Source organism: Photobacterium malacitanum (assembly GCF_900185615.1).
In the GTDB taxonomy this organism is placed as follows: domain Bacteria; phylum Pseudomonadota; class Gammaproteobacteria; order Enterobacterales; family Vibrionaceae; genus Photobacterium; species Photobacterium malacitanum.
On the sequence record NZ_FYAK01000008.1, the window covers coordinates 97,420 to 116,427 of the forward strand.

The 19,008-nt window shown below is 41.6% G+C and carries 13 protein-coding genes and 1 tRNA gene; 7 read left to right on the top strand and 7 right to left on the bottom strand.

Annotated elements, in window-relative coordinates; all coding sequences use genetic code 11:
• Positions 1-519: 519 nt before the first annotated feature.
• Positions 520-918: a ribonuclease E inhibitor RraB gene (gene rraB, locus PMAL9190_RS15615; protein WP_087845991.1), complete on the top strand. Its 399-nt coding sequence runs from the start codon at positions 520-522 to the stop codon at positions 916-918.
• Positions 919-1,119: 201 nt separating this feature from the next.
• Positions 1,120-3,555, top strand: a complete 2,436-nt coding sequence (locus tag PMAL9190_RS15620; protein ID WP_087845992.1) for a beta-mannosidase — start codon at positions 1,120-1,122, stop codon at positions 3,553-3,555.
• A gap of 56 nt (positions 3,556-3,611) precedes the next feature.
• On the opposite strand, the gene PMAL9190_RS15625 is transcribed toward PMAL9190_RS15620, so the two are convergent.
• The 4 genes from PMAL9190_RS15625 to pepA form a co-directional block, all read right to left on the bottom strand.
• Positions 3,612-4,025, bottom strand: a complete 414-nt coding sequence (locus PMAL9190_RS15625; RefSeq protein WP_065166834.1) for a DUF2061 domain-containing protein — start codon at positions 4,023-4,025, stop codon at positions 3,612-3,614.
• A 200-nt stretch (positions 4,026-4,225) separates the two neighbouring features.
• Complete coding sequence (locus tag PMAL9190_RS15630; RefSeq protein WP_087845993.1) at positions 4,226-7,087, bottom strand: valine--tRNA ligase; 2,862 nt, start codon at positions 7,085-7,087, stop codon at positions 4,226-4,228.
• 28 nt (positions 7,088-7,115) lie between these two features.
• The gene (locus tag PMAL9190_RS15635; RefSeq protein ID WP_087845994.1) at positions 7,116-7,571 is read right to left on the bottom strand and encodes a DNA polymerase III subunit chi; all 456 of its coding nucleotides are present in this window, start codon (positions 7,569-7,571) and stop codon (positions 7,116-7,118) included.
• 48 nt (positions 7,572-7,619) lie between these two features.
• On the bottom strand, positions 7,620-9,128 hold the full coding sequence (pepA, locus tag PMAL9190_RS15640) for a leucyl aminopeptidase (protein WP_087845995.1): 1,509 nt from the start codon (positions 9,126-9,128) through the stop codon (positions 7,620-7,622).
• Positions 9,129-9,322: 194 nt separating this feature from the next.
• On the opposite strand from pepA, the gene lptF reads away from it, so the two are divergent.
• Entirely contained in the window at positions 9,323-10,423 is a 1,101-nt protein-coding gene (gene lptF, locus PMAL9190_RS15645) for an LPS export ABC transporter permease LptF (protein WP_087845996.1), read from the top strand.
• Positions 10,423-11,496 (top strand): LPS export ABC transporter permease LptG, encoded by a 1,074-nt coding sequence (lptG, locus tag PMAL9190_RS15650; RefSeq protein WP_087845997.1) that lies wholly within the window; start codon positions 10,423-10,425, stop codon positions 11,494-11,496. The genes lptF and lptG overlap by 1 nt, the downstream gene beginning before the upstream one ends.
• A 62-nt stretch (positions 11,497-11,558) precedes the next feature.
• On the opposite strand, the gene PMAL9190_RS15655 is transcribed toward lptG, so the two are convergent.
• Positions 11,559-12,050: an RDD family protein gene (locus tag PMAL9190_RS15655; protein ID WP_087845998.1), complete on the bottom strand. Its 492-nt coding sequence runs from the start codon at positions 12,048-12,050 to the stop codon at positions 11,559-11,561.
• Positions 12,051-12,290: 240 nt separating this feature from the next.
• On the opposite strand from PMAL9190_RS15655, the gene PMAL9190_RS15660 reads away from it, so the two are divergent.
• Positions 12,291-12,375: transfer RNA gene (locus tag PMAL9190_RS15660), tRNA-Leu, on the top strand.
• Between the two features lie 175 nt (positions 12,376-12,550).
• On the opposite strand, the gene PMAL9190_RS15665 is transcribed toward PMAL9190_RS15660, so the two are convergent.
• Positions 12,551-13,873 carry a porin gene (locus tag PMAL9190_RS15665; protein ID WP_087845999.1) on the bottom strand — a complete coding sequence of 441 codons (1,323 nt, stop codon included), beginning with the start codon at positions 13,871-13,873 and terminating at the stop codon, positions 12,551-12,553.
• A 419-nt stretch (positions 13,874-14,292) separates the two neighbouring features.
• On the opposite strand from PMAL9190_RS15665, the gene PMAL9190_RS15670 reads away from it, so the two are divergent.
• Positions 14,293-15,159: a PA4780 family RIO1-like protein kinase gene (locus PMAL9190_RS15670; protein WP_087846000.1), complete on the top strand. Its 867-nt coding sequence runs from the start codon at positions 14,293-14,295 to the stop codon at positions 15,157-15,159.
• A gap of 75 nt (positions 15,160-15,234) precedes the next feature.
• Here PMAL9190_RS15670 and PMAL9190_RS15675 read toward each other — a convergent pair whose 3' ends face one another.
• The gene (locus tag PMAL9190_RS15675) at positions 15,235-15,918 is read right to left on the bottom strand and encodes a 2'-5' RNA ligase family protein (RefSeq protein WP_087846001.1); all 684 of its coding nucleotides are present in this window, start codon (positions 15,916-15,918) and stop codon (positions 15,235-15,237) included.
• Positions 15,919-16,434: 516 nt separating this feature from the next.
• On the opposite strand from PMAL9190_RS15675, the gene PMAL9190_RS15680 reads away from it, so the two are divergent.
• Positions 16,435-18,435 carry an oxidoreductase gene (locus PMAL9190_RS15680; protein ID WP_087846002.1) on the top strand — a complete coding sequence of 667 codons (2,001 nt, stop codon included), beginning with the start codon at positions 16,435-16,437 and terminating at the stop codon, positions 18,433-18,435.
• The last annotated feature ends 573 nt before the right edge of the window (positions 18,436-19,008 follow it).

The window sequence follows — 19,008 nt, forward strand, 5'->3', positions numbered from 1 at the left end:
GCACCATTGGTTAGTGATAACCATAAGGTGTGTTTGTCTGCATGAGTGGTAATAATCACTTATGAATAAATAAGGGAACAAACAATAAACGTAACTTATTAAACGGGTGTTGCTGAGTGTGTAAGTCGCTAATAAAAAGCCTCATTTTTGTGGTGGCGTTATGATTCTAAAGCGGAATATAGTTACTAACTCAACCATTGTTCACAGTTTTTTTGTATCAAAATTAGTGCATCACAGTATGAATTTTAGGTGAGGGATATTCGCGTAAAAAAAATGGGTGGCTATGCGAATGATGATTATACGACAGGAGGATAAGAGCTTATGTTGCCGCTATTGTAGAGTTATCAATAAAATCCACATGGAATATTATGCATACCAATGACTATTTGGAGGCTTAACCTTAATTGATTAATGGTTGATTAAGATCAATTTAGGTCTGGTATATACGTAACATATGGTAATTGAGTGCAAACCATGCGATATTTGCCAGCAAATTTATTCCATAGGTGGAGTGATACCATGTCTTACGCAGAATTGATTGCAGAGCAAAAAGAAGAAACGCGCGAAATTATTGCCGCATTACTTGAAGATGGCAGTGAGCCTGATGCGCTTTACACTATTGAGCACCATTTCTCTGCAGACACCTTTGAAGAGCTAGAAGCGGCTGCAGTTGAAGCATTTAAACTTGGTTTTAATGTTTTAGAAGCAGAAGAGCTGGAGCTTGATCCTGAAGATGGCGGCGGCAAAGTTGTATGTTTTGATGCCGTAATGGAATCCGCTCTAAACGCAGAGTTAATTGATGAGCAAGCAGAAAAGCTAATTAAATTGGCTGAAAAGCACAACATCGATTACGACGGTTGGGGTACTTACTTCGAATCTGACGAAGATGATGAAGAAGAGAATGAAGACGAAGAATAAATCGTCATAATATCACTCTGTTCTTAAAAGCCGGCATTTTGCTGGCTTTTTCTACTTTTTGGCGGTGATATCAAGTTTTGATATCAATAACATGATAGAAATTTACTCGTGATCACTGTCTGTAATCACAACGCGTGTAAATCTTTCCAATTATCCTCATACATTTAAATCATACTGAATAATTCAGTATTGGAGTGATTGATGACAATCTCACTTAATGGCCAGTGGTTGCTTGCGTGTGTCCAACGTTCAGCAATTCAAGACCTTCATATTAATTTGCCGGGTGATGTTCACTCTGCATTATATGCAGCTGGAGAGATCCCTGATCCTTATTGGGCAACCAATGAAAAAAAAGTTCAGTGGGTTGGTGAGTGCGACTGGATTGTCAGCCGCCACTTTGAATTAACAGCCGAACAGCTAACCTGCAACGCCATGGATTTGGTGTTGGAACAGCTTGATACCGTTGCTGAAATACGTATTAATGGCCACACTGTTGCCGATTTTAATAATATGTTCATGCGCCATAAAGTGGATGTATTAAGTTGTCTGCAAGTTGGGACCAACCGGATTGAAATAGTATTACATCGTGCTGATTTAGCGGCTAAAAATCGAGCTGATAAATTACCATTTCCGTTACCTTGGGCCGAGGGCAATAACCAAATTCCATTTATGAATACGCTGCGTAAACCGCAATTTCATAGTGGTTGGGATTGGAGTATTTGCCTGTCGGTATTGGGGGTTTATGGTGATATTGTGCTGCAGCCGATTGAGCATGTTCGTATTAGTCATTTAGCCACCAAACAGAAATGGCACCAGCAAGAGTGTGAATTAGCGGTTACATTGCATTATGAGGTTGTGTCTGAAAAAGGGCTGGCTAATGCTGATGTTACTTTTGATGGCCAAACATTCCACCTGACGCTTGATCGCGAATCGACTAAAGCTTGTGTTATTTTTCGTATTGATAACCCTCGTCATTGGTGGCCTGCGGGTTACGGTAAACAGCAATTATATAAGTTAGCTTTAGAAGCTGATGGCGTTGCCATTACCAAGCAAATTGGCTTACGTAAATTAGAACTTATCACCGAAGATGATGAGCATGGCCAAAGCATGGTGGTGATGGTCAATGATGTGCCTATTTCTGCTCGTGGTGCTAATTGGATTCCACTCGATGCCATGCCTGCGCGTATGACAGAACAGCGTTATCGTCGTTTACTTACCGATGCTGCGGCTGCCAATATGAACATGTTACGCGTGTGGGGCGGTGGCATGTATGAAAAAGATATCTTTTATAACCTGTGTGATGAATTAGGGTTACTTGTTTGGCAAGATCTGATGTTTGCCAATGCATTGTATCCATCAACGCCAGATTTTATTGCTGAAGTTGAGCAAGAGGTTGAGTTTCAGGTTCGGCGTCTAAAAGATCACCCAAGTTTAGTGTTGTGGTGTGGGGATAATGAAGTGTTGGGTGCGATTGATCGTGATCCAGCATCGCGTCAGCACCGAGAAAAGCACTTGATTAACTATGATCGTCTTAACCGTACTCTTGCTGAAGTGGTTGAGCGTGAAGATCCTTCTCGACGTTTTTGGGCGAGCTCACCGTGCAATGGCGAATTAGATATTATCGACACTTGGCACCATGATCCGCAACGAGGCGATATGCATTGTTGGGATGTGTGGGACAGTGGTAAAGAATTTGATGCTTATTTGCAAGTGACGCCACGTTTTTGTTCTGAATTTGGTTTTCAATCTTGGCCATCATTACCAACCATTAAAAGTTGTTTGCCGGAACAAGATTGGAATATTAGCTCACCAAGCTTTGAAAACCATCAGAAAAATAGCAATGGTAACTCGATCATTACCGAGATGTTTACTCGCTATTTCCGGTTTCCAAATGGGTTTGTCAATATGTTGTATTTATCGCAAGTGCAACAAGCATTAGCGGTCAAAACAGCCGCTGAATATTGGCGTACACAAAAACCGCTTAATCGTGGCATGCTATTTTGGCAGTTAAATGATTGTTGGCCCGTGAGTTCGTGGTCATCAATAGAGTACAGTGGTCGTTGGAAGCAATTGCATTACCATGCACGTCGCTTTTTTGCTCCACAAATGGCGACGTTTACTCGTGATCAACACGGGTTGAAGTTACATTTAGTCAATGATGGCCGTAAAAACACCGAGCTAAAAGGCGAAGTGGTGTGGCAAAGTTGGGAAGGGGAAATCCTTTATCGTGAACCGATTAATCAATATGTAGAAGCAGACTCAACCAAAGTGGTATGGGAGTGGCTCAATGAAGATTTAGACGGCCATGAACAAGATGGTTTTTTCCATGTTCATTTGCATAGTGGTCAGCAATTGATTGAGAACACTTGGTTCCCAGCACGCCCTAAGTACTGTGAGTTAGCGTGCCCTGATTTACGCTTTGAAGTCGCTGAACACAATAATGACATTGTGGTGATGCTAAGTAGCAGTAAGCCTGCTTTCTTTGTGCATTTAGAGTTTGAGGGCGAGGGAAGATTTGAAGATTCAAGTTTTACCCTAGTACCTGAGCACCAACGCCAAGTTAAATATATTGGCTCGGCTAGCTATGATGAAGTGGTACAGGGCCTGCGGGTTTATCACTTAAAGCAAAGCTACTAATACATTATATTGCTAAATAAGCCTGCTGAGAGAGTCTCTGAGCAGGCTTTTACGTTTTAATGATGTAAACACACCATCATTGACATGAGCTGCTGAGAAGAATGTTGATGGCGTTGTTTTTTTTGCCATACTCGCTCATGAAAGTAGTAAGCTAGCGTATTGATTGTTGGCTCGATCATCGCCATTGCCCCCCCAATCACTAAATCCCCCGTTAATAAATACACCACACTAAATGCGACACTAAAATGCAGTACCGCAAAGCTGATTGTTTTTCGGCTTGGCGAGCTATATTGGGTCTGAACAAGCTTTTTGGTTTGCCATACTTTTTCATGGAAATAAAAAGCAACGGTATTAACCATAGGTTCGATTAAAGCAATCAGGCCGCCAATTAAAAGATTGCCCGTTAATAAGAATGCCAAGCTAAAAGCAACGCTAAAATGGATGATGGCAAAACTGAGGGTTTTCTTCATAAGGGTAATCTCATTAATTTGATGTAATGAGTATTACAAAAATAGATTGATAGGTAAATTTGGTACTTTATATTCCACCAATAGGTAGAAGCTATTATTTGTAGGTATGTTTAGATGAGGAGATTAAAAGTGGTAATGCAAAGAGCAATAAAAAACCGACGCCAAAGCGTCGGTTTTTATTGTTAGATCGTAGTTAATACTTATAGCGCAGCAATCGTTGCTTTCTGCTCTGTTAGTTTAACCAATGTCTCTTCATAACCTGCTAGCTTTTCACGCTCTTTAGTGATCACGATTTCAGGTGCTTTAGCAACGAAGCCTTCGTTACTTAGCTTGCCAGAAGTGCGTTTGATTTCGCCTTCCATTTTCGCGATTTCTTTGTCTAAGCGTGCCAGTTCAGCATCTTTATCGATTAAACCTGCCATTGGGATCATCAATTCAGATTTACCCACAAGTGCTGTTGCACAAGCTGGTGTTGTTTCACCGTCAGCCAATACTTTCACTTCTTCTAGTTTTGCTAGAGATTTCAGTACGGTCAGGTTTGCTTCAACGCGTGCAGTATCAGCAGCATCTGCTACTTTTAGCATGACTGATAATGGCTTACTTGGTGCGATATCGTATTCTGCACGTAGGTTACGAATACTAGTGATAAACGCTTTAACAAACTCAATGTCAGTGATCGCTGCTTGATCAAATTGCGCTTCATCAAACTGAGGTAATGCCTGAGTCATGATGGTTTCACCTTCAACACCGTCAACAAGTGGCTTAACGCTCTGCCAGATAGATTCAGTGATGTAAGGAAGAACAGGATGCGCAAGACGTAATGTCTTCTCTAGCACTGTGATTAGAGTATGACGCGTTGCACGTTGCTGTGCTTCTGTACCTTTCCATAGAACAGGTTTAGTTAGCTCTAGGTACCAGTCACAGAATTGGTTCCAGATGAACTCGTAAAGTACACCAGCAGCCATATCTAAACGGAAGTTATCAATGTGAGTATTGAACTCTTTTGCCGCTAGCTGGAATTGTGATTCAATCCACTTGTCTGCTAGTGAGTAGTCAAGCTCGCTACCTGCTGCGAAACCGCAATCTTGATCTTCTGTGTTCATTAGTACGTAACGACTTGCGTTCCATAGCTTATTACAGAAGTTACGGTAACCTTCAAGACGTTTCATGTCCCAGTTGATGTCACGGCCAGTAGAAGCCATAGCAGCAAGAGTGAAACGTAGCGCATCAGTACCGTAAGGTTCGATACCGTTTTCAAATGTTTTACGGGTTGCTTTTTCAATCTTCGCTGCAAGTTGAGGTTGCATCATGTTGCCGCAACGCTTCTCAACTAGAGACTCAAGATCAATACCGTCGATCATGTCGATAGGGTCGATTACGTTACCCTTAGACTTAGACATCTTATCGCCGTTTTCATCACGGATAAGACCGGTTACGTAAACAGTTTTAAACGGTACTTGTGCTTTTCCGTCTTCATCTTTACAGAAGTGCATGGTCATCATGATCATACGTGCAACCCAGAAGAAGATGATATCAAAGCCTGTTACCAACACATCAGATGGGTGGAAGGTTTGAAGATCTGCGGTGTTTTCTGGCCAGCCTTGCGTACCAAATGTCCATAGTGCTGAAGAGAACCATGTATCAAGTACATCATCGTCTTGGCGTAATACCACAACTGGTGCTAGGTTATGCTTTTCACGTACTTCAGCTTCGTTACGACCAACGTAAACATTACCGTCGTTATCGTACCAAGCTGGAATGCGGTGACCCCACCATAGCTGACGTGAAATACACCAATCTTGAATGTCACGCATCCAAGCGAAGTACATGTTTTCGTACTGCTTAGGGACGAATTGAATATCACCGTTTTCAACAGCTTCAACAGCAGGTTTTGCTAGCGGTGCAGCGCGTACGTACCATTGGTCAGTTAGCATTGGTTCAATAACCACGCCACCACGGTCACCGTAAGGGATGGTGAGATCGTGATCTTTGATTTCTTCTAGTAAGCCTAGTTCATCAAATTCAGCAACAATCGCTTTACGGGCAGCAAAACGTTCCATGCCATGGTATTTCTCTGGTAGCGCTGTGCTGTATGCGTCACTTGGCTCGCCATTAGTTGTGAATACTTCAGCAGCATCACGAATATCAGCATTGAACGTTAGGATATTGATCATAGGCAGGCTATGACGTTTACCTACTTCGTAGTCATTGAAATCGTGTGCTGGTGTGATCTTCACACAACCAGTACCTTTTTCCATATCGGCGTGCTCATCACCTACGATAGGGATACGACGGCCAACGATAGGAAGAATGATTTCTTTACCGATCAGATCTTTGTAACGTGGATCTTCAGGGTTAACAGCAACACCGGTATCGCCGAGCATCGTTTCTGGACGTGTTGTTGCAACGACGATGTAGTCTTTACCTTCCGCTGTTTGTACGCCATCAGCTAATGGGTAACGGAAGTGCCACATGTGGCCTTTTTTATCTTTGTTTTCAACTTCTAGATCAGAGATCGCTGTGTGTAGCTTAGGATCCCAGTTAACCAGACGCTTACCACGGTAAAGTAGATCTTCTTGGTATAGGCGAACGAAAACTTCTTGAACAGCATTTGATAGACCATCATCCATCGTGAAGCGCTCACGATCCCAGTCTACAGATGCGCCAAGGCGACGAAGCTGTTTGGTGATAGTGCCGCCAGATTCGTTTTTCCATTCCCAGATCTTATCGATGAAAGCATCACGACCGTAGTCATGTTTCGTTTTGCCTTCTTCAGCAGCGATCTTACGCTCCACAACCATTTGGGTAGCAATACCTGCGTGGTCAGTACCAACCTGCCATAGGGTGTTTTTACCTTTCATACGCTCACAACGAATCAAGGTATCCATAATGGTATCTTGGAACGCGTGGCCCATGTGTAGGCTACCTGTGACGTTTGGTGGCGGGATCATAATGCTGTAAGCATCTTTAGATGTATCACCATGAGGCTTAAAGTAGCCAGCCTCTTCCCAGCGCTGATATAGCGCTTGTTCAATTGATTGTGGGTTGTATGTCTTTTCCATAGCGCTCTTAGAAGGATTCTATGTGGAATTAAGGCGTCTCAGTAACAGCATTGGCAGTCGTAATTTGAATGCCAGCAAGGCGATAGGCCTTGTAACGTTCACGCGCCTGCTGTTTGAGCGTTTCATCGCAAGGGACAAAGTCTACCACTTGTGCAAAGCTAACCGCAAAATTTGCGACAATTTCGGCTAAATTAATTAATACTGCGCGGTGTCCGCTATAGCGTAAACCAGGCCAACCAATTTCAACCGGCGATCCGCCTCTTGGTCCTTCACCAATTAAATTGTGTGGAACAAAGTTGTCGGGATCTTGTTGCCATAGATATTCATCTATTTGTTCTGCTTGTTGTTTGTTTGCTGCAAGTAAATAAACCCGTAATCCTTGACGGTAACTCATGGCTGCGCAACGACAAGCAAAATGCCACTGAAAATCGCTATCAGCACCATCTTGATTATCATCTAATATATAAAACGTAGCATGAGTCATAAATTAATGTCCTAAAAGAAAAGGGCCAATGGCCCTTTTCTGAGTGTCTTATTCGACAATCTCTTGGCCAGCTCGATTGAGAAGGAATTGGACCAGCAATGGCACTGGGCGTCCAGTTGACCCTTTCGCTGCACCACCTTTCCAAGCGGTACCGGCAATATCAAGGTGAGCCCAATTATACTTCTTAGTAAAGCGTGATAAGAAGCAAGCCGCAGTGATCGTACCTGCACCTGGGGTACCTAGGTTTGCTATATCTGCAAATGGACTTGCAATCTGCTCTTGGTACTCATCGCTCATCGGTAGGCGCCAAGCGCGATCGCCCGATTGCTCTGATGCATTAATTAACTCATGTGCTAATGGATTATGGTTACCCATTAAGCCACTGATATGATGACCAAGAGCCACCACACACGCACCTGTTAATGTTGCAATATCAACTACACATTCAGGTTCAAAACGCTCAACGTAAGTTAATGCATCACATAACACTAAACGGCCTTCAGCATCGGTATTTAATACTTCAACCGTTTGACCTGACATGGTGGTTAAAATATCACCCGGACGGTAAGCACCGCCACCTGGCATATTTTCACACCCTGCCAGAACGCCAACAACATTGATCGGTAGGTTCAGTTTTGCCAGTGCTTTCATGGTACCAAATACAGAAGCGGCACCACACATGTCGTACTTCATTTCATCCATTTGCGCGCCAGGCTTGATAGAAATACCGCCTGAGTCAAATGTTAAGCCTTTACCTACCAATACAATTGGTTTGGTGTCTGGATCTGGGTGACCTTTATATTCAATCACCGACATCATGGCTTCATTTTTAGAACCTTGGCCAACAGCAAGGTATGAGGTCATACCTAAAGTCGCCATTTCTTGTTCACCAATGATTTTGGTCGTTACTGTTTCAAAATCATCGGCTAAACGACGAGCTTGTGAGGCTAAATAAGCTGGATTTGCCACGTTAGGCGGCATATTACCGAGGTCTTTACTGGCTTTAACACCAGAAGAAATAGCAAGACCGTGAGCAATTGCACGCTCGCCTAAAGATAGCTCGCGACGGGTTGGCACATTAAAAACTAATTTGCGTAGTGGACGGCGCGTCTCTGGCTTGTTACTTTTAAACTGGTTAAAAGTGTAAAGGCTATCTTTGGTCGTTTCTACTGCTTGACGTACTTTCCAGTAGGTATCACGACCTTTAACGTGCAGTTCAGTAAGGAAACATACAGCTTCCATTGAACCCGTTTCATTGAGTGTGCTGATGGTTTTTTTGATGATTTGCTTATATTGGCGTTCATCAAGCTCACGCTCTTTACCACAACCAACAAGTAGTACACGTTCTGACAATACGTTTGGAACATGATGTAATAGCAACATCTGTCCTGGTTTTCCTTCAAGATCACCACGACGTAGTAATGAACTAATATAGCCATCACTTATTTTGTCTAACTGTTCCGCGATTGGAGAGAGGCGACGTGGCTCAAATACGCCCACGACAATACACGCACTGCGCTGTTTTTCGGGGCTACCGCTTTTGACACTGAACTCCATGCGTACTCCTAACATCCTATAAAGACAATTAACGCTAAATGTTAGATAATACCACACTTGCTTGCTCTACCGAGATTTCGGTATAGGCTTAAAGCGCGGACTTACATTCAGCCGAAAGATAAAAAAATAACTAATTTAACCAAAAACTATAGTGATTCCATCAAAAAAACAAGTTTTCTATGGGAATATAACGCGTGATTATTGTTAGGTATTTGACGAGAGAAACAGTAAAAAGCCAATTAGCCGTTCTTTTTGTGCTTTTTCTTGTTTTTATTAGCCAAAAATTCATTCGCATTTTAGCACAAGCGACGGATGGTTCGATCCCGAGTGATCTCATTGTGACGTTAATGGGGCTCTCTATTCCAGCAATGGCGTTGCTGATGTTACCACTGAGTTTATATATTGGTATTTTGCTGACCTTTGGCCGCTTATACGCTGAAAGTGAAATTACAGTAATGAGCGCCACCGGTATGGGGAATAAATTTCTTCTTCGTGCCGCTTTAGCGTTGGCCTTGATTACGGGCTCGATCGCAACCGCTAATGCATTGTGGGTTGCACCGTGGGCGCAATATAAAATTGAACAAATTACCGAACAAGCTAAAGCTGATCCGGGCTTAAATATGCTGGTTAAAGGGACGTTCCAGATGACACCCAACGGTTCGGGGGTGGTGTTTGTTAATGATATTACCGATAAAGGGTCTAAGCTGCATAATGTCTTTGTTGCCCAATTAAGAGCGCAAGATACGTTGCAACCGAGTGTTATGGTGGCAAAGCGTGGTTTTGTGACGGAGCAAGCTGATGGTCGTCAAATGTTGGATTTACAGCAAGGTACTCGTTATGAAGGTGTACCGACGCAGCTTAATTATGGCATCACTCACTTTGATGACTATCAAGCGTTAATTGGTCAGCGTAAAGTGAAGCAAGGCGACCGTGATTGGGAAGCAAAAACCACTGCGGAATTATTAAAAGATCCAACTAAAGCGGCGACGGCAGAGCTTCAATGGCGATTATCATTAATTTTATGTATTCCGTTATTGGTGATGATTGTGGTGCCGTTGTCTGCGGTTAATCCTCGTCAAGGGCGGTTTGCAAAATTAGCACCTGCAGTATTGATTTACCTAGCTTATTTCTTAGCAATATCATCAGCAAAATCTGCGATTGAAGATGGTTTTATTCCTGGATGGGTAGGAATGTGGCCGATTAATATTGGTGCGTTATTGATCGCCATTGGGTTAAATAGCTGGGATAGTTTACCGGTTCGACGCCTCAAAGATAAATTACGGAGACGCGGTTAATGTTTAAAATTCTCGACTGGTATATTGGCCGAACTATTATCGCGACATCGGCATTAACCTTGTCAACGTTAGTGGGTTTATCTGCCATCATTAAATATGTTGAGCAGTTACGTAAAGTGGGTCAAGGCAGTTATGACTTACTGAAAGCATTGTATTTTGTGTTGTTATCGATGCCACAAGATATTGTGACATTCTTTCCGATGGCGGTATTGCTCGGCGCATTAATTGGTTTAGGGATGTTAGCGTCAAGCTCTGAGCTGGTGGTAATGCAAGCGGCGGGCTTTTCGAAGTTAGATATTGGATTATCAACCTTAAAAACCGCAGTGCCATTAATGATTATTGTGACCTTATTAGGTCAATGGGGAGCACCACAAGCACAAAAAGCGGCGCGTGAGCTGCGAGCGTTATGGATCAGCGGTGGTAGTATGCTGTCGGTTCAAAGTGGTGTATGGGCTAAAGATGATAATGATTTTATTTATCTTGGTCGTGTGCATGACAAAAATCAAATTGATGTGGTTAATATTTGGCAATTTAATAGCCAAGATAAACTGCTTGATGTGTTATCAGCCAAGACAGCCAGCTATGACGCTCAACAGGGCTGGACGATGCATAATGTGACGGTGACTGATATGACTAATAAGGCTCAGATCAGTAATACCCATTACGAGACTAAAAAATGGCAAACTACGTTAACGCCCGATAAATTAGCGGTAGTAACAGTGAAACCTGAAGAGTTATCGTTATCTGGTTTATATGATTATGTCGGTTATTTAAAGGAATCTAAGCAAGATGCTATGCGTTATGAATTGGCATTTTGGCGTAAAGCATTACAACCCGTTTCCATCGCGGTAATGATGTTATTGGCATTATCATTTGTGTTTGGACCATTGCGCTCTGTGACCATGGGGGCACGAGTATTATCTGGGGTTATTTTTGGCTTTGCTTTCTATATCTCCAACGAAGTATTTGGACCGATGAGTTTAGTATATAACTTACCGCCATTTATCGGTGCACTTGCGCCAAGTTTGGTGTTTTTAGCGATAACTATCTATTTACTCAGACGTAAATTATAGCGATAAAAAAGGAGCCTGATGGCTCCTTTTTTATTGATTGTTGTCTTATCAGCTAGCGGGTCTTATTTGACGTTATCGGTCACAACCATTTCACATTCAGCCATAATATCTTGCATTGAACGACGCTGACGATTAAATGCCAGTAAGTTGCCTAAACCAAAAGCAGAAGTAGCAATACGAATTAATGCTTGAGTGATTTTAATGCGGGAACCATCTTGGTTTTGAAGCTTGAGTTTCCATGCTCGCATGCCTAATGTTTGCCCTGCTTGAGTCCAGAAATAGCTATAAAAACCAATAATAATCATGGCAAGGTAAGCACTATATAACATGCTCGCAGTGGGATCTGACATCAAATAGTCACTGGCATCTTGGTAGTTACCTAATGTAAGAACACCAATATGAAGTAGTGCTGCCACGACTGCCATCGCTAGCGCTCCAGCAACCATTAAAATAGCCACGATGATCAACATATCGTAGAACCAAGCGCCTAAACGACGTAATAAACTTGGGTATTGGTGTGAAGGTGCAATATGCGTTGGCTTGATTTTCTTCATGATGGTTCCAGTATCAATGATGGATGAACAAATCCTTATGATCGGCAGTGTAGCAGTAACTTAAAGGCAATCAATGGACTAAATTGCTACAAAATATATTCATTGCTGTATTAGTGATGGTTTGATTAGCAGCAATACAATCAATCTAGTTTAAAAAAACAACGGTCTGGTATTTATATTATAAAAATTCTAGCTAATTGCTTGCGCATCAAGACGATATACGTATAATAGCCACCATAAGCCCGAGTGGTGAAATTGGTATACACGACGGATTCAAAATCCGTTTCCTTCGGGAGTGACGGTTCAAGTCCGTCCTCGGGCACCAAATTTCAGAAGAAAGCCTCAATCGCAAGATTGGGGCTTTTTTTGTGCCTTATTGTTATTCTAAATTTCTTAAGTTCGCTTTTCACCTTGTCATCAATCAAAGGAAAGCGGGTTTAAGTCCCCCTTTAAAAAAAAGCCTCAACAAAATGTTGAGGCTCAGATCTAATTTGTTGTGCTTAAAACACGGAATAGGGGACGATCACTTGTAGACGAACATCGGTTTCATCTCTACCTACGGTGGTTGAGTTAATTTCGTCACGGGTTAACCACGTGCTATGTAACTGCACTACACTGCCTTTTAATCTGCCTTGCTGTAAGGTATAACCAACAGTACCATTTACTGCTGCCTCACTGCTGTAGCCGACTTTATTGCTGTTCATTCCTGAGCCGTAACCAACGCCCATATAGTAGTTCCAGCCATTACCGGCATTAAAAGACAATCGGTTATACATTGATACTTCACCAGATTGGTTCCAATCAGATAACGCATCCCAAAATTGTGACCAATTACCGTTATTCATGGCGTAGGTATAAATAGTCCGTGGCACAATTTCAGTATCATTATTGCTGTTGGCATAACGCAGTTGAGATAACCAACCCCATTGACCATGATTGATATGTAACGATAGCCCAGTCATATAACCTAAACCGTTATATTTAACCTTGTCGTTAACACCATAAAAATCAGCCGCGAGTTGAGTATTAGGGTTTAGTTGATAACGGGTATAGAATTTATAAGAGGTTGGATTAACGCTACGAGTGGTGTCGCTATAACGGACATCCATTGCTTGACCAATACCGAGATTATAAGAAAAATCTCCCACAGTATTTTCATAACCTAATGAATGTAAATAATTCCACTGCGTATTTGCCCAACCAACATAATCATTTTCACTTAATAACCATGGTGCAGTGTATTTATCTGCCCAGAAGTAGGTTAATTTACCGCTACCAACATGCGCATTAAGTTCTAAACCACGGTAACTACCGGGTACAAATGACCACACATTACCAACAGTGCCATTGCCAGTAGATTGAATTAAACCGACTTTACCGCTAACAATATCTTGGTATTTAAATTTAACCGCAGCCGTATAAAGTTTGAGGTGAGGGCCATTACCAGCGCCCCAGTCTTGGTTATGTGAAAATGAAATTTCATTGGATAAATATTGGCCATTATCATTTTGAATACTGTTGTTATAAACATCTCCGGCTAAATAACCTGCAACATCGACTCCAATAAAATTGTTATAGTAACCGGAATTTAAATCGACAATCGCGTTGTAGGCGGAATAATTAAGCCTGCCATAAGAGTCAAAATCAGCATTATCATTTCGAGATCGTACACGAGTATCACTGATAAATTTAGTCGTGAGTGACGAGCCGTTAATAAAGCTATTATTCGTTGTGGTTTGCGCCATTGCTAAGGGTGATAACGTTAGCGCACTGATGATTGCTAGAGTCAGTAATGATTTTGGGGGCTGTAAGCAATTGTTCATGTGATTTCTCATTATTATTTTTATTGTTAAATCGGTACCCATTAATGGGGGATCTATATTGGCGCTAATAATGGAAGCTGCTGAAAATGAAAGCTATATTGAAGAGCGGAATTTTATGTTGTTGTTTTCTAAGTTGAATATTGTAGTTATTGTGTCATCTGTTTATTGATATCACTGCGCTATGCTTGCGGTTAGTGGAAATCATTGAATATAGAAACCACAGGGTAAGCGCTTTATTTTATGTTGTTGTTTTTTTTAGTGAAAGTTGTGTAATTGTTGTAGAGGGGCTGTGCAGTGGTGCTCTACCTAAGCTGCAGGTTTAGAAATAACCCTCATCACTACTTGTTAAATATTTTAAGCTAGCGATAATGCGATATTATAAGTAGGTATATTGCCAGTTACGGACAAATGTAGGTGTAATGAAGATTCCTCCACGGTTACAACCTTTGGTTGAAGATGGTCTTATTGATGACGTTTTATCTCAACTGATGAGCGGTAAAGAAGCCTCTGTGTATGTTGTTCGCAGTGGTGGCAAAATTTGTTGCGCCAAGGTCTATAAAGAAATCGACCAGCGTAGTTTTAAAAAAGCAGTGACCTACCGTGAAGGGCGTAAGGTACGTAATAGTCGTCGCGCTCGTGCCATGGAAAAAGGTTCTAAATTTGGCCGTGATGAGCAAGAAAAAGTATGGCAACAGGCTGAAGTTGATGCTCTGTCATTATTGTTAAACGCGAATGTACGTGCCCCTATCCCTTATGGTTGTTTTGATGGGGTGTTATTGATGGAGTTAATTACAGATGCCGATGGCGCTGTTGCTCCACGCTTAAATGATATCACGTTAACTAAAGCACAAGCCTTACGTGATCATGGGTTAATGATCACCTATATCAAGCGCATGCTATGCATTGGTCTTATTCATGGTGATTTATCAGAATTTAATGTGCTGGTGGATGGTCAAGGTCCGGTGATTATTGATTTACCCCAAGCTGTAGATGCTTCTGCAAATAATAATGCCAAATGGATGTTTGAGCGCGATGTCAATAACATGGCCAATTATTATGGCCGTTATGCGCCAGAGCTACTAGCAACTCAATATGGCAAAGAAATGTGGGCATTATTTCAAGCCGGCATGTTAACTCCTGAGACTGAATTAACCGGTGTGTATATTGAAACTGAGGTTGATGCTGATATTGATGGTTTAATGGCAGAAATCAATGCTGTTATGGCTGAGGCTGAATTACGGCGAACGCGCTTCATGGATGAAATCCACGAGCAAGAAAGTGAGTAATTGCTATCGTTGTTTAGCTTGATATAGAAAGGTTAAAGATAAAAGCCTCAATAGTTGAGGCTTTTTTTGTGGCTGTTATTTGGCAAATGGGTAGCGGGCAATAATGGTTTTAGCCTGACCGTTACTATTAACCGCAGCGATGCCTATTCCCAATGCATCAAACTTCAGCGGCTGAAATTTTTGGCCATAATTGGTCATAAACTGGGTTAGTTTTTGAGGATCAGATTGCGCTAATAAGGTGATATGGGGGTCAAAATTAGTAAAGACATTGGGACTACCGTAGCGTTGGAATGCGGCAAGTTTTTCAGGGTAGTGACTTACCCAAGCTGGCGCTTTTTGAGCCATGGTACGTAGTGGAGAGACAGTAATAGCTGCGGTATCAGCTAAACGTTGTAGCTCGCGAGTATTACTTATATCAAGCATCAACCAGTCTCCTTTGGTGCGCTCAATATGTTCAAGTGTTAATGGAAATTGATGCCATTGGCTTGCTAGTTGTTGGGCTTGTTGCTTAAGTAATTTGAGATTTGAGGTCGAATATTGTGATAAATAGAGCGTGATATGAGGTAAATAACCTTGACTATAAAGAGATGATAATTGTTGTTGTTTTAGTTGATTGCTAATGGTTGATACTGTTTTATCAACGTTGTGGCTTGGGATTAAAAATAGGTTATAACTGGTTGTTGAGGCAGGGGAAGGGGTTGCCAGTGCGACTTGACTGATGCTAAACAAAGCCAGTGTTAGCATGCATTTTTTAAGCATTTGGGAATTCCTAAAAAAGTAATCGATAAGATATTATATTCCTTTTAAGCATGTTGTTTTGTGGTGGCGCTAACAACATTCAGCGTTAAAGCGTGTTGATTGACTATTCTTTAAGTGATTTTATCAGTGTGGTAGGGAATATTTTTCATGGTTGGCTTTGTCTTATTTTATAGGCGATAACGACGTATTTCATTAATGATGGATATTTTCAACGTAAACGCTAATTAATACCCTAAGTTACTATTAGGTTGTACTGAATATAGTATTGCAGTGGTATCTACCCAATACTATATCCCTACTTTATGTAATGATTTTCTGTGGTTTTAATAACAATAGCTTTAAGAACAGTATTAGTGATGACTTTAGTTGGTAAGGTAATAAAAACTAATGTAATTGTCATACAAAAAGCAATTATTATGACATGTGAGCATATTCAACATGCATTTAATGCACTTAATTAATAGTATTTTTACTTTTAGACTTTGAGTTACTGTTGATTAACTCAAAAGCCTAACAATGAATAGATCTGAACTCTTTACACCAATGAAAATTGGTAGCGTAACAATTAAAAACCGAATTGTAATGGAACCAATGGGTCTAATGGGACTTGCTGGCCGTGAGGGCGAATTTAATCAACGCGCTGCTGATTATTTTGTTGAAAGAGCTAAAGGTGGTGTTGGTCTGATTATTACGGGCTTTACTAAGGTAGAAAATGAAATTGAGCGCATGAAAATGCCGACATTTACCTGTGTAACTCATAACCCCACTGCTTTTGAAAATTCATGTTATGAAATGATTGAGCGCGTGCATTCTTATGGCGCAAAAATCTTCTTACAAGTGTCTGCGGGCCTTGGTCGCGTAGCAAAACCGACCCTGCTTGAAACTCAACCGGTTGCACCAACAGAAGTACCTAACTACTGGCAACCTGATGTGATGTGTCGCGCCTTAACCACAGAAGAAGTGGAACGCATTATTTCTCGTTTTGAGGAAGCGGCAGCGATTGCTAAAAAAGTCGGTTTTGATGGTATCGAACTACACGCTGTGCACGAAGGTTATTTAGCCGATCAATTTACCATGTCAGTGTTTAATAAAGATCGTAGCGACCGTTTTAACGGTGATCTTGAACAACGTGCAACTTTCCCAATTGAAATTCTTAAAGCGATTCGTCGTGGTGCGGGTGAAAACTACCCTGTGACTGTACGTTACAGCATTCGTTCATTCATCAAAGAATTGGGTCAGGGGGGTATTAATATCGCAGCTAAAGAATCTGGACGCGATACTGAGGAAGGACTTGAGTTAGCTAAGATCCTTGAGAAAGCGGGTTATGATGGCTTTAATGCCGATACAGGATCTTATGATGCATGGTATTGGGCACACCCACCACTATACGCGAAAGATGGCCTATACCTTCCATTTGTTAAACAGCTCAAAGATGTTGTTAATGTGCCTATCATTATGGGCGGTAAGATGGGTGATCCTCAACTTGCTCAAGACTCGATTAAAAATGGTTCGATTGATTTTGTTGGTTTAGCACGTCCGTTATTGACTGATCCTGAATGGCCAAATAAGGTCATGAAAAATCGTGAAGAGCAGATTCGTCCATGTATTGGTTGTCATGATGGCTGTCTACAACGTATTTTCAATCACAAGCCAATTTCATGTTCAGTGAACCCTGCTTGTGGTCGTGAAAAAATCTATAACATTGAAAAAGCACTAGAGCCTAAGCGTGTAATTGTTATTGGTGGTGGTATTGCGGGTCTTGAAAGTGCTCGAGTGGCAAAACTTGCTGGCCATGAAGTGAAGCTGTTTGAAAAATCAGATCAAATTGGTGGTCATATTTATGAAGCTGCCGCTCCTGATTTCAAAAAGGCAGATGAGAAACTACTGGATTGGTATCGTGTTGAGCTAGAGCGTCTTGCTGTACCAATGTATTTAAATACTGCTATTGATAAAGACTCAAAAGAGTTAGATGACGCGCAAGCAGTGATTATTGCAACAGGTTCAGTGCCAGTACGTTTACGTAATATTGAAGGTATTGATGAGCCACAGATTTGCAGCGCTGATGATATTTTATTAGCTAAAAAGCCAGTTGGCGATAATGTCGTTATTATTGGTGGTGGTTTAGTGGGCTGTGAAGTTGCACTATGGCTTAAGAATCAAGGTAAGCAAGTAACTGTGGTTGAGTATCTGTCTAAAGTCATGGATGGTGGTGCTGATACCAACTGGGCTAACAAATCAATGTTGCTTGATTTAATGGAAGAAGCGCAAGTTAACATTATGACCAGCAGTAAGTTTGTCGGTTATAAAAATGGCCATGCGCATATCGAAACAGCGAATGGCGTTGAGCAGATTGTGGCTGATAATGTGTGTATTGCGGTTGGTTACTCAAGCGTTAACGATCTTCATGAAGAGATTTTAAGCCGCGGTAAAGATACCTACCTTATTGGTGATGCACGTAAAGTGTCTAATATTATGAATGCGGTTTGGGATGCTTACGAAGTCGCACGTAATATTTAATTAGCACCAATAAACTAAATATTAAGGCACACTCATTTGAGTGTGCTTTTTTTTATTTGTTGTTAGTGAAGATGGCGTCGAGGTTTTAGGAGCGAGATACGAGATGCGAGATGTGAGGAGCGAGATGTGAGGTGCGAGATGTGAGGTGCGAGGTGCGAGATACGAGGTGCGAGGTGCGAGGTGCGAGGTGCGAGATGCGAGATGTGAGATACGAGATGTGAGATGCGAGGTGCGAGATACGAGGTGCGAGATACGAGGTGCGAGATACGAGGTGCGAGATGCGAGATGTGAGGTGCGAGATACGAGATACGAGATACGAGATTAGAGTGTAGTGGTTTCGAGGGACCCGCTCGATACATCCTGACAATTTGAGCCGGGAGCAGATGAATATGATGCTTATTATTTTGAAAATATCGCTCCCCAATAATGAGCAGAGCCACACGCCGCCATATAAATTATAGATGTAGGATATTGGGCTATAAATGCGACCATTTAAGGTTGAGACATGTTTTGATTAGACTTTAATTTTCCATGTTGATTAAACAATGCAACTTGAAAAACGTTTTTAGCGAG